Raw genomic sequence first — 15,971 nt, forward strand, 5'->3', positions numbered from 1 at the left:
TGTCTGCGGCGTTCCATCATTCCCCTGCACGTTTCGCAAACAGGATCGCAACCGTAATATTTACGATCTTGCACGGAGAAGCAATATGCCCATCCAGTTGAATCACACGATCGTCAAGGCCCGCGACCCGCGGGCGTCGGCCGAGTTGCTGGCCGCATTGCTCGGACGCGGCGCGCCTGTCGCCTATGGCCCGTTCCTCGGCGTGGAGGTCGACAACGGCGTCACGCTGGATTTCATGCACGTCGACGGCCAGATCGACTGGCAGCACTACGCCTTTCTCGTCAGCGAGGGCGAGTTCGAGGAGATCTTCGGCCGCATTCGCGCGCGCGACATCACCTACTGGGCGGATCCGGGCCACCATCGGCCCGGCGAGATCAACCACGGCGACGGCGGCCGCGGCTTCTACTGGAACGACCCGGATGGCCATAGCCTCGAGATCCTCACCCGACCCTATGGCAGCGGCGCCTGAGCCGGCCGCCGTCGAATCGACACCGCCGTCCTGCGACGTGCTCGTGATCGGTGCCGGGCCGGCCGGCAGCGCCTGCGCCCGGATGCTCGCGCGCGCGGGCTTCGACGTCGTGCTTGCCGACCAGCACGACTTTCCGCGCGACAAGGTCTGCGGCGACGGGCTGATCCCCGACGCGCACCGCGCGCTCGCGCGGCTCGGCGTGCTCGATGAAGTGCTGGCGCGCGCCAGGAGTGCGCGGCACGTCGGCTGCGTCGGCCCGCGCGGCGGGCGGGTCGAGGTGCCGGCGCGGCTCGCCGTGCTGCCGCGCCGCGAGCTGGACGAGATCCTCCGGCGGGCGGCGCTCGCGGCTGGCGCGCGCTGGCTCTCGCCGGCGCGGTTCGAGGCGCCATGGCTCGATGCCGGCCACCGGGTGGCCGGGGCGACCTTCACGCTGGCGGGTGGCGCCGCGCATGCCGTGCGCGCACGCTGGACGGTGCTCGCCACCGGCGCGGCCTCGGGCCCGCTGAGCGCCGCCGGCGTCTGCGAGCGGCGCGCGCCGAGCGGCATCGCCCTTCGCGGCTACGTGAGGAACGAGGCCATGGTCGACCGCGTCACCGGCCTGGAGGTGGTGTGGCACCGCGCGCTGCGGCACGGCTACGGCTGGATCTTTCCGTGCGCCGGCGGCGTGTTCAACGTCGGCGTCGGTGCCATCGGCCGAGGCGACGTCAACTTGCGCGATCTGTTCGACGCGTTCGCGCGCGTCCACCCACCGGCTCGCGCGCTGCTGGAAGGCGGCGTGCCGCTCGGCCCGCTCAAGGGCGCGCCGCTGCGTTGCTCGCTCGACGGCGCGCGCTGGTCGCGGCCCGGCCTGCTCGTGGCGGGCGACGCCGCCGGCAGCACCTACCTCTTCACCGGCGAAGGCATCGGCAAGGCGCTGGAGACCGGCATGCTCGCCGCAGAAGCGATCGAGGCGGCGCGCGGCGGACGGCTGGACGACGCTGGCGTGCGCGCACGCTACGAATCCGCGCTCCGCGCGCTGAAGCCGCGCTTCGCCGCCTACGAGCAGGCCCATCGCATCAACAAGCATCCGTGGCTGGCCGACCTGCTCATCTGGCGCGCGCGCCACAGCGAAAGCCTCATGGATCGCCTGAGCGGCGTGCTGGAGGAAACCCACGATCCGGGCCCCCTCGTGACGGCCAAGGGCGTCCTGCGGCTGCTTCTGCCACCGGGCTGAAAGGTCGTCGGGCGCCGACTTGATAACGGCGCCCCTTGAGCATATAAGTCGTCATGGTTCCTTATTGCGTCGCGAGACGGAAAGGAGGGCCCCGTGAAGAGACGCACTTACTGGTTGATGCCGGACCCGGCGAGCGCCAGGCGAGCGATGCGCGATCTCGCGCAGGCGCGCGTCGACGTTGCGCACGTTCATTTCGCCGCGGCGGACGGCACCGACATGACCGGACTTCACGCGGCGAACGTGTGGCAGACCTCGGACCTCGTTCACGCGGCCAAGACCGGCTGGGTGGTCGGCACCGGCTGCGGCATGGTCATCGGCCTGGTCGCTGCGCTGGTGTTTCCGATCGTGGGCGACGAGCCCGAGTGGGAACTGGCCGTGATGCTGGGCGTCCTCGGCGGCGTGACCGGCGCGTGGTCGGCCAGCATGATCGGCATTTCGATCCCAAGCCCCCGGCTGCAGCGCTTCGAAGGCGCGCTGGCACAGGGCTGGATTCTCCTGATGGTGGACCTGCCGCAGTCGCGCGTGCAGGAAATCGAGGCGCTGCTGCAGACCGCGCATCCTGAAGCCCGCTTCGAGGGCGGGGAGCAGCACATCCCGGCGTTTCGCTGAAGCGCGCAGGGGCCACAGAACGCCGATGCAGAGCCAAGAGACCCCACATGATCATGGCTCTCGCCCTGTTGCTCATCGTGGTCGCCTCGGTGCTCTTCCATATTTTCAATCCGTGGTGGACGACGCCCCTCGCTTCGAACTGGAAGCAGATGGACGACACCCTGACCATCACGCTGGTGATCACGGGCATCTTCTTCGTCGCCATCAACCTGTTCGTCGTCTACACGCTGGTGCGCTTCCGTCATCGCGAGGGTCGCCGCGCGGCGCATGAGCCCGAGAACAAGAAGCTCGAGCGCTGGCTGATCGGCGGCACCACCGTCGGCATCATGGCGCTGCTGGCGCCGGGCCTCGTGGTGTACGCGAACTATGTCCGGGAGCCCCGCGACGCCCTCGTGCTGGAGGTGCTGGCCCAGCAATGGCAATGGCGCTTCCGCTTCCCGGGCGAGGACGGCAAGCTGGGCGCGACCGATGCGCGCTTCGTCAGCGCCACCAATCCGTTCGGGATCGACCCCGCCGACCCGGCCGGGCAGGACGACCTCCTGATCGCTGCCGACGAGGTGCACCTGCCGCTCGGCAAGCCGGTGCTGGTGCTGATGCGTTCGAACGATGTGCTGCACGACTTCTTCGTGCCGCCCTTCCGCGCCCGGATGAACACGGTGCCGGGGCAGGTCAGCCGCTTCTGGTTCACGCCGACCGTCGCGGGCCGCTTCGAGGCGCTCTGCGCGCAGTTGTGCGGCGTCGGCCATCCCAACATGCGCGGCTTCGTGGTGGTGGAGGATCCGGCGGCCTACAAGGCCTGGCAGGTGGCGCTGCCGACCTTCGCCAGGACGCAGGCCAAGGCCCCCGAGGTCCCGTCCGGCGGCGAGGCGGCCGGCGGCGCCGGCGCACGCGTCGAACAGGGCCGCGCGCTGGCGGACGCCAAGGGCTGCGTGGCCTGCCACACGATCGACGGCAGCCCGCGCGTGGGGCCGACCTGGAAGGGCCTGCACGGCAAGACCGAAACCATGGCCGACGGCTCGACCGCGTTGGTCGACGAGGCCTATCTGCGCAGCTTCATCCGCGATCCGCAGGCCCGCCACGTGAAGGGCTTCCCGCCGGTGATGCCCAAGATCGAGATGAGCGATGAAGAGCTGGCCGCGCTGGTGGCCTATATCCAGAGTCTGGGCAGTCCGCCGGCGCAGGCTGCCACCGAACAGAAGGCTCCGCGATGAACCCCTCTTCTCCCACGGGGCCCGCCCTGTCCCACGACGTCGACGCCGAGCACCACGCGCCGCAGAGTTTCCTGACCCGCTACATCTGGAGCCAGGACCACAAGGTGATCGCGGTCCAGTACGCCTGCACCGCGATCGCGGTGGGCGTGGTGGGCCTGGTGCTGTCCAACCTGATGCGGCTGCAGCTCGGCTTTCCGGGCCAGTTCGAGTTCATCAATGCCGAGCGCTATTACCAGTTCGTGACCATGCACGGGATGATCATGGTGATCTACCTGCTCACGGCGCTGTTCCTCGGCGGTTTCGGCAATTACATGATTCCGCTGATGGTGGGGGCGCGCGACATGGTGTTCCCCTACCTCAACATGCTCAGCTTCTGGGTCTACCTGCTGTCGGTGGTGGTCCTGCTGGCGAGCTTCTTCGTCGAGGGCGGACCCACCGGCGCGGGCTGGACGCTGTACCCGCCGCAGTCGATCCTGCCCGGCACGCCGGGCCATGGGGGCGGCATCGTCCTGATGCTGGTGTCGCTGGTCATCTTCATCGTGGCGACCACGATGGGCGGGTTGAACTACGTGACCACCGTGCTGCAGGCGCGCTGCGAGGGCATGACGCTGCTGCGCATGCCGCTCACGGTGTGGGGCATCTTCGTCGCCACCATCCTCGCGCTGCTCGGTTTCCCGGCGCTGTTCGTCAGCGGCGTGATGCTGCTGCTGGACCGGACGCTGGGCACCAGCTTCTTCATGCCGGCGCTGGTGTCGATGGGGCAGGTGACCGGCTACAAGGGCGGCAGTCCGCTGCTGTTCCAGCACCTGTTCTGGTTCTTCGGCCATCCCGAGGTCTATATCGTGGCGCTGCCGGCTTTCGGCATCGTCTCGGACCTGATCAGCGTGCACGCGCGCAAGAGCATCTTCGGCTACCGCATGATGGTGTGGGCCATCGTCGCCATCGGCGGCCTCAGCGTGGTGGTGTGGGCGCACCACATGTTCGTGAGCGGCATGAACCCGTACTTCGGCTTCTTCTTCGCGACCACCACGCTGATCATCGCCGTGCCCACCGCGATCAAGGTCTACAACTGGCTGCTGACGCTGTGGCGCGGCGACATCCACCTGTCGGTGCCGATGCTGTTCGCGCTGGCCTTCGTCTGCACCTTCGTCATCGGCGGGCTGACCGGGCTGTTCCTGGGCAACGTGAGCGTGGACATTCCACTGTCCGGCACCTATTTCGTGGTGGCGCACTTCCACATGGTGATGGGCGTGGCGCCGCTGCTGGTGGTGTTCGGCGGCATCTACCACTGGTTCCCGAAGATCACCGGCCGCATGCTCGACGACCGGCTCGGCCAGCTGCATTTCTGGATCACCTTCATCGGCACCTACCTGATCTATTTCCCGATGCACTACCTCGGCGTGCTGGGCATGCCGCGGCGCTACTACAACTTCGACGGCTACAAGTTCATTCCGCCCTCGGCCTTCAGCCTGAATGAATTCATTACCGTGATCGCGCTGATCGTCGGCGTGGGGCAACTGCTGTTCATCGTCAACCTCGCGTGGAGCGCCTGGCGCGGCCGGCCGGCCGACGCCAATCCCTGGCGTGCCGCCTCGCTCGAATGGCAGACGCCCACGACACCGCCGGGGCACGGCAACTGGGGGCCGCGGCTGCCGGTGGTCTACCGCTGGGCCTACGCCTACGGGGTGCCGGGTGCGGCGGAGGATTTCATCGCGCAGAACGCCCCGCCGGAAGCCGGGGGCGAGGAGCCCGAATCGGAAGGCCGGGGCGAGGTTCGAGGGGCGCCGGCATGAGCGCAACGCCGGGCCGCTCCCAATCCAGCGCACGGGCAGTGCGCAGCACGGAGATCGCCTCATGAACCCGGGCGCCGCCTTGGGCGTCCGCGGTGTCGACCGCGGCGGCCTGCCTCGCGATGCGCGTGCGAGCGCGGCCAGCATCGGCCTGTGGGTCTTCATGGGCGTCGCCACCGCGTTGTTTTCGCTCTTCATCCTGGCCTACGTGATGCGCATGAGCGGCGATGATGCGGTGACCATCGCGCTGCCCTGGCAGCTCTGGCTCAGCTCGGCGCTGCTGGTCGCCGGCAGCGTGGCGCTGCAATGGGCCCATGGCGCATCGCGAAGCCTCGACGCGCGTCGCACCCGTCGCCTGCTGCTGGCCGGCGGCCTTTGCGCGCTGGCGTTTCTGGGCGTGCAGCTGTGGGCCTGGCAGGCATTGTTGAGCGCACAGGTGATGCCGGCCGGCAATCCGGCCGGCAGCTTCTTCTATCTGCTGACGGCCATGCACGGGCTCCACCTCGCGGGTGGGCTGGTCGGGTGGGCATGGACGGCACGCGCTGCCTGGCCCGATCCTGCCGACGCCGCATGGCGCATCGCGCTGTGCGCGCGCTACTGGCATTTCATGCTGGTGGTGTGGCTGGTGCTGTTCGCGATGCTGGGCTGGGTGACGCCGGAGGTGGCGCGCTTCATCTGCGGCACATCCTGAGGAGGTATCCCATGACCAGCGCCACGATCGCAGCAGCGCCCTTGAACCCGGCCATCGCCGCCAGCGGCTGGCGCGGGCTGATTGCCGACTGGTCTTCCGATCGCCAGGCGTTCCACGTCTCGTGGGGCAAGGCGATGATGTGGATCTTCCTGCTCAGCGACACCTTCATTTTCAGCTGCTTCCTGACCGGCTACATGACGGTGCGCGTCTCGACCACCGCGCAGTGGCCCAATCCGAGCGAGGTGTTCGCGCTCCATGTCGGGGGGGCCGACATCCCGCTGCTGCTGATCGCGATCATGACCTTCGTGCTCATCAGCAGCAGCGGCACGATGGCGATGGCCGTCAATTTCGCCTACCGCCGCGATCGCGTGAACGCCGCCACGCTGATGCTCGTGACCGCGACCTTCGGCGAACTCTTCGTCGGCATGCAGGCCTTCGAGTGGTCCAAGCTGATCATCGAGGAAGGCGTGCGGCCCTGGGGCAATCCGATGGGGGCTGCGCAGTTCGGCTCGAGCTTCTTCATGATCACGGGCTTTCACGGACTGCACGTGTCGGCCGGCGTGGTCTTCCTGTTCATCGTGGCCTTCAAGCTGATCCGCGGCGACTACGACAAGACCGGCAACTACCAGATCGTCGAGATCGCCGGCCTGTACTGGCACTTCGTGGATCTGGTGTGGGTGTTCATCTTTGCGCTGTTCTATCTCTGGTGAGGACGACCATGAACCCCGGCACCGGCCAGCAACATCCGATCAGCCTCTACCTCAAGATATGGGGGCTGCTGTTCGTGCTCAGCACGCTGTCGTACCTGGTCGACTACTTCCATTTCCAGGGCTATCTGCGCTGGGGCCTGATCATCACCTTCATGCTGCTGAAGGCGGGGCTGATCGTCGCGGTCTTCATGCACATGGCCTGGGAGCGGCTGGCGCTGGTCTATGCCATCTTGCTGCCGCCCTTGTGCCTGCTGGTCCTTGTCGGCCTGATGGCGGCGGAGGCCGGCCATACCTTCCTGACGCGGCTGCTGTTCTTTCACTAGAGGGCCGTTCGACTCGCTGCGGCCGTCGTTCGGCCCCGTGATGGCGCACCTCGGCGCATTGCCTGAGGTCCCGGGCGCACAACGCACTCGACGGGGCTCGCCGCCCCTGGCTCACCGGCTGGCAACTCGTGGCGTGTCGCTTTTATCGCGCTGGTGATAGGGCTGCTGTTTCGGGTGCTGCCCTCTTCCTGGGGCAGCTGGCGAAGGAGGGGCTGATGGTGGAGGACATGAGCGTGGTCTATCCGCGCACCAACGGCGCCTGGATGGCGATCCTGAGCGGACAGTACCCCCTGACCATCGAGGGCGTGGCGCGCTGGACGGCCGAAGCACCGGCGCCAGCCGCGCATCCGCGCGCTGCCCTCGCTGCTGCGCGAGCAGGGCTATGCAATCGCCTTCTTCACGCCCACGGACCTCAACTTCATTGATGAGATCTCGGTGGTGCGCGCCCTGGATTTCGAGCACATCGTCTCGGATCCTGAATTGCAGAAGCTCGACCACGAGCGCACGAACTACCTCGGAGGTGCGGACGAATGGATGATCGAGCCGATGCTCGCGTGGAGTGCAGCGCAGCAGAAATCCGGCAAGCCCTTCCTGACGGCGATCATGACCAACGTGGGGCATCACCCGTACACGACGCCCGCGACCTGGAAGAAGATCCAGTTCCCCGGCGTCGTCGACGAGCGGCTCAACGACTGCTACAACTGCCTGCTCTACATCGACGGCTTCCTGAAGAAGTTGATGCAGGGCTACCAGGATCTGGGCCTGCGCGACAACACGGTGTTCGTCACCCTCGGCGACCACGGCCAGTCTTTCGGGGAGCACGGCTTGCGGCAGGTCTACAACGGCCTGTACCAGGAGGGCGTCCAGGTTCCGGCCGTGCTCTATGCGCCGGGCGTGCCGGGCCTGCAGGGAACGACGGTGCGCGGTGCGCGGCAACAGGTCGACGTGCTGCCGACGGTGGTCGATCTGTTGGGCTACGAGACGCGGGGCGGTCGGCTTCCGGGCGTGTCATTGCTGGCGCCCTCTCGTCATCCCGCAGGAAGAGGCATCGGCCGTGGCGCGCGAAATGCTCGAGTGGAAGGCGGGAAGCGAGCTGTCCATGTACGCCAGGCGCGACGGCGCCCCCGCGACCGCGCCCGGGACCGCGGCCGGGACTGTCGCCTGGTCCAGGCGCTGAGCACGTCCGGCCGCCTGCAGGCTCAGCCGGCGACGAGGCGAGCCACTTCCTTGTCGCTGATCGGCGTCAATGGCAGTGCGAAGGACTCGCGCAGCCATTGCACCAGCGATTGCGCCCACATCGCGTTCAACGCCGTGCCGCCATGGTGGTCGCCGAGCAACGCATTGTGGGGTTCGTCGCCGGCCGTGTTGGTGATGCGGAGGGTCGGGCCGATGGCCGCGCTCTTGTAGGTCGGCTCGCCGTCGGGACCGCGCTGGCCCCAACGCTGGATGAACCACTCGTTGTAGTCGACGTAGGCGATCCGCAGCGGGTCGGCGGCGGCGATCTTGCGCAGCTCGGCATTGGCGCCCGCCAGTGCCTTGCGGATGTTGGCCATGGCCGTGCCGTCGCGATACTTGTCGAAGTTCTCCGGATCGTCGGCTTCGTTGCCCAGTCCTGAAATCAGGATGCGGGTGGACGGATGCGAGGCGTGGATCAGGGCGATCGCCGCGCGAATCTGCTGCGAGCAATAGTCGATCGCGTTGCGCAGCTCGGGCGCGGAGGGGTCGCGCGACTGCAGTTCCAGCCACGGGTTCCAGTCGTTCGGCCCGATGCTGATCACGACCACGCCGCGGCGCCATTGCTCGGGCTGCTGGTCCATCAGCGCAACCAGGCGCGGCGCCTGACGGAAGGGCTGGCCGCGCCGTTCGCCGATCAGGTGCCTGCAGCCGGCCCCGGAGTTGGCGAAGTTGTAGAGGTAGTCCTCCTTCTTCGGTGCCCGCGAGGGCTGGAGCCCGACGAGTTCGCGGGCCCAGGCCACCCACCAAGGCCGTCCCCACAGCACCCAGGGGCCAAGGTCGATCTCGTCGCCGCGCAGGCGCGTCAGCGCTTCGGTCCACTGCAGAGTCGTCTGGCGCAAGGCGCCGCCGCGCTCGCTGCCGCCGAGCGGAAAGGCGCTGCGATCCTGGTAGGAATGGCTGTTGGAGTCTCCCAGCACGGCCATCGGGATGGCCTTCTTCGGCACCTGGTAGGAGGTCGTGCCGGACGGGGCGCCGTCGCCCCACAGCGCGACCGTGCCGAAGGCCGGCACGGCCAGCGCCAGCGCGGCGCCGGCTGCGAGGATGCCGAGTCGTCGCAGCCTTCGCCCGGGCGCGGGCTTCGCCGAGGTGTGACCGGGTCGAGGTTCGGATTGCTTGTCGTCAACCATCTGGGAGAGCTTCCTTGCGTTGCCCGCCGGCCCGGCGGGTGGCTCGGACGATGCTAACAAAGGGTCCGCGCAGACCGCGCGCGCTCAGCGGTGGGCGATGTAGCGCGTCACGATCGGCAGCGTCTCGCCCTGGTGGAAGGCCAGCCGCCGCTCGCGCAGGGCCATGTCGGCCGCGGTCGCGCGGTGGAAGCGGCGCAAGTGCTCGGTCCAGGACTCGTCGACGATCTGCTCCACGTAGCGGCCGGGCTCGGCGATGTCGTGCAACAGCTCCCAGCCGATCGCTCCCTGGCCCAGGCGCGCGCGGCGCGTCTCGTGCATGACCAGGTGGAAGGCGGCCGCTCGCGCCGGATCGATCAGGTACTCGACCGCGATCACCACCCGGCCGGCCTCGTCGGGCGCGCTGGCCGGCGGGCCCGCGGCCCAGCCATGGCGGGCCGGGCTGGTGTCGTCGTCCTCGCCCGTGCCGTCGGTCACGTAGCGCAGCGCCAGCCCCATGCTGAGGACCGCGGTCACCGAGGCGATGCCGAGACTGACGTAGATCGAGCTGAGTTCCGCCACCTGGCCCCACAGCGCGGCCCCCAGCGCGCTCGCGCCCATGATCGCCATCTGGTACATCGACATGCCGCGCGCGCGCACCCAGTCGGGCAGCGCCAGCTGGGCCGAGACCGAGAGCGAATTGGCGACCGTGATCCAGGCCATGCCGCCGAGGAACATCGCGGGCACCGCCACCCAGGCATTGGGTGCCACGGCCATGACGGCGGTCGCGCCCGCCTGCAGCAGCGTGCCGCGCAGGACCAGTTGATCGCGCTCCAGGGCCTGCCGCAGCCGGGGCAGGAACAGCACCGCCACGATGGCGCCCGAGCCCATCGCCGCCAGCAGCAGCGTGAAGGTGCCGGCGCCGCCGCCCTTGAGGTTGCGCGCCAGCAGCGGCAGCAGGGCCAGCACCGCGGTGGAATGCAGGAAGAAGATCGAGATCCGCACCAGCACCGCGCGCATGCGCTGCGACTGCCGCACGAATTGCACGCCGACGCGCATCGCGCTGATCAGCCGCTCGCGGCCGAGCGGATTGGGCGTGTGCTCGCGCCGCCAGTGCAGCACCACGAAACCCGAGGCCACGCACAGCACCGCATTGAGTCCGAACACCCACACGGTGCCCGCGCTCGCGATCAGCGCGCCGGCCACCAGCGGGCCGATGATGCGCGAGGCGTTCATCGAGATGCCGTTGAGTCCGAGCGCCGCCGGCAGGTGGCTGCGCGGCACCAGCTCGGGCACGATGGCCGAGAACACCGGCCAGCGCAGCGCCAGGCCGATGCCGTTGGCGAAGGTCAGGGCCAGCAGCAGCGGCGCGCTCATGAGATCGAACACCACCGCGGCGCACAGCACCACCGCCGAGCCCGCGAGCCAGAACTGGGTGGCGACCAGCCAGCGCCGGCGGTCGAGGATGTCCGCCAGGGCGCCGCTGGGCAGCCCGAGCAGGAACACCGGCAGCGTCGAGGCCGATTGCACCAGCGCGACCCAGATCGGCGAGGTGGTCAGCGAGGTCATCATCCAGGCCGCCGCGACGTCGTTCATCCACATGCAGACGTTGGCGATCAGCCAGGTGCTCCACAGCATCCGGAACACCGGGATCCGCAGCGGTTCGAGCGGACCGACGCGCGGGGCTTGTGCGGGGGCGGAGGCGACGGGGGTTTCCTGGGGCGAGATCGGCGGCATCGCGGCCTATTGTCGGCGGCCGGCGCGGCTTGCCGTGTCGGCGGAGCGCGCGGGGGCCAGGTGCGCGAGCGGCAGGGTCCGGCTCGCCTTGACCTCGCCGAGCGAGAAGCTGGTGTGCAGGTCCTTCACGTTCGGCAGGTTCAGCAGGTGCTTGAGCGCGAAGCGCGAGAAGCTGTCGAGGTCCTGCGACACCACCTGCAGCTCGAAGGTCCCGGTGCCGCTGATGTAGTGGCAGGCGATCACCTCGGGCAGCTTGCGGATCGCGTCCTCGAGCAAGCGGGTGGCGTCGCCGGAGATGCGCTCGGTGTCGACGCGCACGAAGGCGAGCACCCCGAGCCCGATCTTCTGGCGGTCGATCTCGGCGTGGTAGCCCTTGATGACGCCAGCCTCCTCGAGCGCCCGCACCCGGCGCCAGCACGGCGCCGCCGAGAGGCCCACGCGCTGCGACAGCTCGGCATTGGTCAGCCGTCCGTCGGTCTGCAGTTCTTGCAGGATTGCAAGATCGAACTTATCAATGCTTTCCATTTGATGCCATTTTAAGCAAGATTCATTCAAAAAGGTGGCGCCACAGGGCGCAAAACGCAAACACCTGTCGAGGCCGCAGGCATACACTTTGCGTGATGATGGCCGAGGGGTATTCGACCCGGATGCCTTGCACGCCACGCCCACAAGGCACAGCCACTGGAGACAACAAAGATGAACGCCCCGCTGCCCGAACACATCCGCCGCGCCCTCGAAACGGTCACGCTCGACGACAAGTATTCCCTGGACTACGGACGTGCCTTCATGAGCGGCGTGCAGGCGCTGGTCAAGCTGCCGATGCTGCAGCGCCTGCGCGACCAGCAGCAGGGCAAGAACACGGCCGGCTTCATCAGCGGCTACCGCGGCTCGCCGCTCGGCGGCTACGACCAGGCGCTCTGGAAGGCCAGCAAGTTCCTGAAGGAACAGAACATCGTCTTCCAGCCGGGCGTCAACGAAGAACTGGCCGCGACCGCGCTATGGGGCACGCAGCAGCTCGGTTTCTCGCCCGCCGGCACCAACCGGTTCGACGGCGTCTTCGGCATCTGGTACGGCAAGGGCCCGGGGGTGGACCGCTGCTCCGACGTCTTCAAGCACGCCAACATGGCCGGCACGACCGAGTTTGGCGGCGTGATCGCGGTGGCCGGCGACGACCACATCTCGAAGAGCTCGACCGCGGCGCACCAGAGCGACCACATCTTCAAGGCCTGCGGCACGCCGGTGTTCTTCCCGGCCAACGTGCAGGAAATCCTCGACCTCGGCATCCACGCCTTTGCGATGAGCCGCTTTGCCGGCATCTGGTCGGGCATGAAGACGATCCAGGAGATCGTCGAATCCAGCGCCACCGCGATGATCGATCCCGAGCGGGTCGAGGTCGTCATCCCGACCGACTTCCAGATGCCGCCCGGCGGCCTGCACATCCGCTGGCCCGACCATGCGCTCGAGCAGGAAGCGCGGCTGATGCACTACAAGTGGTACGCGGCGCTGGCCTACATCCGCGCCAACCGCTTGAACCACAACGTGATCGAAGGGCCGAACGACCGCTTCGGCATCATGGCCAGCGGCAAGGCCTTCAACGACACCCGCCAGGCGCTGATCGACCTCGGCCTCGACGACGCGGCCTGCCGCCAGCTCGGCATCCGGCTGCACAAGGTGGCGGTGGTCTGGCCGCTCGAAGCCCAGCTCACGCGCGCCTTCGCCACCGGCCTGCAGGAAATCCTGGTGGTCGAGGAGAAGCGCCAGGTCATCGAGTACCAGCTCAAGGAAGAGCTCTACAACTGGCGCGCCGACGTGCGGCCCAACGTGGTCGGCAAGTTCGACGAGGGCGAGGTCTACGAAGCCGAGGGCTACTCCGGCGGCGAGTGGTCGATGCCGAATCCGAGCGCCCACGAGCTGCTGCGCGCCAATGCCGACCTGAACCCGGCACTGATCGCCAAGGCGATCGCCCAGCGGCTCAAGAAGACCGGCCTCCTGGCCGCGGCCGGGGCCGACATGGCCGCGCGCATCGAATCCCAGCTGGCGATCCTCGAAGCCAAGGAGCGCTCGATGGCCGCGCCGCAGGTGATCGGCGTCTCGGACGCGGCGCGCCAGCCCTGGTTCTGCTCGGGCTGCCCGCACAACACCAGCACTGTCGTGCCCGAAGGCTCGCGCGCGCTGGGCGGCATCGGCTGCCACTTCATGGCGACCTGGATGGACCGCTCGACCATCGGCTTCACGCAGATGGGCGGCGAGGGCGTGCCGTGGGTCGGGCAGCAGCCCTTCACCACCGACCAGCACATCTTCGCCAACCTGGGCGACGGCACCTACTTCCACAGCGGCCTGCTGGCGATCCGCCAGAGCATCGCGGCCGGCGTCAACATCACCTACAAGATCCTCTACAACGACGCGGTCGCCATGACCGGCGGCCAGCAGGTCGGCGAGCGGCCCGAGGGCCACTCGGTGCTGCAGATCGCCGAGAGCCTGCATGCCGAAGGCGCCGTGAAGGTGGTGGTGGTCACCGACGAGCCCGAGAAGTACGAAGGCGTCAACGTTCCCGGCGACAACGTCAAGGTGCGCCATCGCGACGACCTGGACGAGATCCAGCGCGAGTTCCGCGAAATCAAGGGCACCACGGCCATCATCTACGACCAGACCTGCGCCACCGAGAAGCGGCGCCGCCGCAAGCGGGGCACGGCCGTCGATCCGGCCAAGCGCGTGGTCATCAACGAACTGGTCTGCGAAGGCTGCGGCGACTGCAGCGTGCAGAGCAACTGCCTGTCGGTGGAGCCGCTGGAGACCGAGTTCGGCCGCAAGCGCACCATCAACCAGAGCACCTGCAACAAGGACATGAGCTGCCTCAAGGGCTTCTGCCCGAGCTTCGTGACCGTCGAGGGCGGCCAGCTCAAGAAGAAGGCGAAGGCCAAGGGCTCGACGCCGGCCGAACTGGGCGCGCTCTCCGAGCCGGCACTGCCCTCGCTCGCGGGCGACCAGGTCTGGGGCATCGTGGTGGCGGGCGTCGGCGGCACCGGCGTGATCACCATCGGCCAGCTGCTGGGCATGGCGGCGCACATCGAGGGCAAGGGCATCGTCACCMAGGACGCGGCCGGCCTGGCCCAGAAGGGCGGCGCCACCTGGAGCCACGTGCTGATCGGCGAGACGCAGGACGCCATCCGCACCACCCGCGTGGGCACGGCCGCGGCCGACCTGATCCTGGCCTGCGACCCGCTGGTCAGCGTCAACGCCGAGACCCTGGCGCGCATGCGCGAGGGCCGCACCCACGTGGCGCTCAACAGCCACAGCAGCCCGACCGCCGCCTTCGTGCGCAACGCCAACTGGCAGAACCCGCAGGAGGCCTGCGCCGCCGAGATCGCGCGCGCCGTCGGCGTCGACGGTGTCGGTGCCTTCGATGCCGATGCGGCAGCGACCTCGCTGATGGGCGACAGCATCTATGTCAACCCGATGATCCTGGGCTACGCCTGGCAAAAGGGCTGGGTCCCGCTGGCGCTCGAATCGCTGATGCGGGCGATCGAGCTCAACGCGGTGGCGGTCGACAACAACAAGGCGGCCTTCGAATGGGGGCGCCAGGCCGCCGAGCGGCCGGCCGAACTGCAAAAACGCGTGCAGCCGGGCCAGGTCATCGAGTTCAAGAAGCGCGAGACGGTCGAAGCGCTGGTCTCGCGCCGCGCCGAATTCCTGACCGGTTACCAGAACGCGGCCTATGCCGACGAATACAAGGCCTTCGTCGCCAAGGTGCGGCAGGCCGAGTCGGCGCTGGGAAAGACCAGCCTGACCGAGTCCGTGGCGCGCTACCTGTTCAAGCTGATGGCCTACAAGGACGAGTACGAAGTCGCGCGGCTGCACACCGACCGCAGCTTCCTCGACCGGGTCGAGGGCATGTTCGAGGGCGACTTCAGGCTCAACTACCATCTGGCGCCGCCGGTCATCGCGAAGAAGAACGCCAAGGGCGAGCTGCAGAAGCAGAAGTTCGGACCGTGGATGCTCACCGGCTTCAGGGTGCTGGCGAAGCTCAAGGGCTTGCGCGGCACGGCGCTCGACGTTTTCGGCCGCACCGAGGAACGCAAGACCGAACGCGCCCTGATCGGTGAGTACCGTGCCAGCGTCGAGGAAGTGCTCGCCGGGCTGAATGCCGCCAATCACGACACCGCGCTGGCGATCGCCAGCCTGCCCGAGCAGATCCGGGGCTACGGCCATGTCAAGGAACGCAACCTGGCCGCGGCGCGGGTGCGCTGGGCCGAGCTGCTGGCCAAGTGGCGCGATCCGCGGGCCGGGCGCGCCGCGGCTTGAGGCTTGCGCGCCATCCGGGCCCGCCGGAAAAGCCCCTGAACGCCGCCCCGGCTTAGGTCGCGGCGGCTTGCCTACGGCCGAATACAATGCTTGGTGCTGTGCGCGGGCCAGGCTCCGCGCTGCGTGGCCGCCGGGTGCGGCCGCGGATGCGACGGAACCTCATTCAAGCGAGGGCCGGCGCTCCTCTTCCTTTCCCTTGTTGGAGACTTCCTTGTTCATTTCTTCTGCTTTCGCCCAGACCGCGCCCGCTGCCGGGGGCGGCGACATGATGTCCTCGCTCGGCAGCATGCTGCCGCTGGTGTTGATGTTCGTGGTCCTCTACTTCGTCATGATCCGCCCGCAGATGAAGCGCCAGAAGGAAGCGCGCGCCATGATCGAAGCCCTCGCCAAGGGTGACGAAGTCGCCACCTCCGGCGGCATGCTGGGCAAGATCACCCAGATCGGCGAGCAATACCTGACGGTCGAGATCGCCAAGGGCGTCGAAGTCCAGATCCAGCGCAGCGCCGTGATCCAGGTGCTGCCCAAGGGCGCAATCAAGTAATGCTCGTCCCCAGGTCGGGCTCACCCGGTGCCGCGG

General features: G+C 68.3%; 14 protein-coding genes and 1 pseudogene. 12 read left to right on the plus strand and 3 right to left on the minus strand.

The window, feature by feature from the left end; genetic code table 11:
• The first annotated feature begins 85 nt into the window (after positions 1-85).
• The 10 genes and pseudogenes from AB4Z46_RS15130 to AB4Z46_RS15175 all read left to right on the plus strand — a co-directional run.
• Positions 86-469, plus strand: coding sequence for a VOC family protein (locus AB4Z46_RS15130; RefSeq protein ID WP_442284320.1), 384 nt, complete (start codon positions 86-88; stop codon positions 467-469).
• Positions 453-1,682, plus strand: coding sequence for an NAD(P)/FAD-dependent oxidoreductase (locus AB4Z46_RS15135; protein WP_442284321.1), 1,230 nt, complete (start codon positions 453-455; stop codon positions 1,680-1,682). Before AB4Z46_RS15130 ends, AB4Z46_RS15135 begins: the two co-directional genes overlap by 17 nt.
• A 93-nt stretch (positions 1,683-1,775) precedes the next feature.
• Entirely contained in the window at positions 1,776-2,291 is a 516-nt protein-coding gene (locus tag AB4Z46_RS15140; RefSeq protein WP_442284322.1) for a DUF1269 domain-containing protein, read from the plus strand.
• A gap of 47 nt (positions 2,292-2,338) precedes the next feature.
• The gene (locus tag AB4Z46_RS15145) at positions 2,339-3,502 is read left to right on the plus strand and encodes a cytochrome c oxidase subunit II (RefSeq protein WP_442284323.1); all 1,164 of its coding nucleotides are present in this window, start codon (positions 2,339-2,341) and stop codon (positions 3,500-3,502) included.
• Positions 3,499-5,295, plus strand: a complete 1,797-nt coding sequence (gene ctaD / locus AB4Z46_RS15150) for a cytochrome c oxidase subunit I (protein WP_442284324.1) — start codon at positions 3,499-3,501, stop codon at positions 5,293-5,295. The genes AB4Z46_RS15145 and ctaD overlap by 4 nt, the downstream gene beginning before the upstream one ends.
• Positions 5,296-5,356: 61 nt before the next feature.
• On the plus strand, positions 5,357-5,983 hold the full coding sequence (locus tag AB4Z46_RS15155) for a cytochrome c oxidase subunit 3 (protein WP_442284325.1): 627 nt from the start codon (positions 5,357-5,359) through the stop codon (positions 5,981-5,983).
• An 11-nt stretch (positions 5,984-5,994) separates the two neighbouring features.
• Positions 5,995-6,693, plus strand: a complete 699-nt coding sequence (locus tag AB4Z46_RS15160) for a heme-copper oxidase subunit III family protein (RefSeq protein WP_442284326.1) — start codon at positions 5,995-5,997, stop codon at positions 6,691-6,693.
• Positions 6,694-6,701: 8 nt separating this feature from the next.
• Complete coding sequence (locus tag AB4Z46_RS15165; RefSeq protein ID WP_442284327.1) at positions 6,702-7,016, plus strand: cytochrome C oxidase subunit IV family protein; 315 nt, start codon at positions 6,702-6,704, stop codon at positions 7,014-7,016.
• Positions 7,017-7,231: 215 nt separating this feature from the next.
• Positions 7,232-7,441 (plus strand): hypothetical protein, encoded by a 210-nt coding sequence (locus tag AB4Z46_RS15170; RefSeq protein WP_442284328.1) that lies wholly within the window; start codon positions 7,232-7,234, stop codon positions 7,439-7,441.
• Positions 7,404-7,934 (plus strand): annotated as a pseudogene (locus tag AB4Z46_RS15175) (sulfatase-like hydrolase/transferase); the annotation flags it as partial. The gene AB4Z46_RS15170 and the pseudogene AB4Z46_RS15175, both read left to right, overlap by 38 nt.
• Before the next feature lie 281 nt (positions 7,935-8,215).
• On the opposite strand, the gene AB4Z46_RS15180 reads toward AB4Z46_RS15175, so the two are convergent.
• From AB4Z46_RS15180 to AB4Z46_RS15190, 3 genes are all read right to left on the minus strand, one after another.
• Positions 8,216-9,379 (minus strand): SGNH/GDSL hydrolase family protein, encoded by a 1,164-nt coding sequence (locus AB4Z46_RS15180; RefSeq protein WP_442284329.1) that lies wholly within the window; start codon positions 9,377-9,379, stop codon positions 8,216-8,218.
• A gap of 84 nt (positions 9,380-9,463) precedes the next feature.
• Complete coding sequence (locus AB4Z46_RS15185) at positions 9,464-11,092, minus strand: MFS transporter (RefSeq protein WP_442284330.1); 1,629 nt, start codon at positions 11,090-11,092, stop codon at positions 9,464-9,466.
• 6 nt (positions 11,093-11,098) lie between these two features.
• Positions 11,099-11,617 (minus strand): Lrp/AsnC family transcriptional regulator, encoded by a 519-nt coding sequence (locus AB4Z46_RS15190; RefSeq protein ID WP_442284331.1) that lies wholly within the window; start codon positions 11,615-11,617, stop codon positions 11,099-11,101.
• 171 nt (positions 11,618-11,788) lie between these two features.
• Between AB4Z46_RS15190 and AB4Z46_RS15195 the strand changes: the two genes are divergently transcribed.
• Both AB4Z46_RS15195 and yajC read left to right on the plus strand, forming a co-directional pair.
• A complete protein-coding gene (locus AB4Z46_RS15195; RefSeq protein ID WP_442284332.1) occupies positions 11,789-15,394 on the plus strand; it encodes an indolepyruvate ferredoxin oxidoreductase family protein in 3,606 nt (1,201 codons plus the stop codon).
• A gap of 211 nt (positions 15,395-15,605) precedes the next feature.
• On the plus strand, positions 15,606-15,935 hold the full coding sequence (yajC, locus tag AB4Z46_RS15200; RefSeq protein ID WP_442284333.1) for a preprotein translocase subunit YajC: 330 nt from the start codon (positions 15,606-15,608) through the stop codon (positions 15,933-15,935).
• Positions 15,936-15,971 lie beyond the last annotated feature (36 nt).

The sequence above is a fragment of the Variovorax sp. M-6 genome, assembly GCF_052114385.1.
In the GTDB taxonomy this organism is placed as follows: domain Bacteria; phylum Pseudomonadota; class Gammaproteobacteria; order Burkholderiales; family Burkholderiaceae_C; genus Variovorax.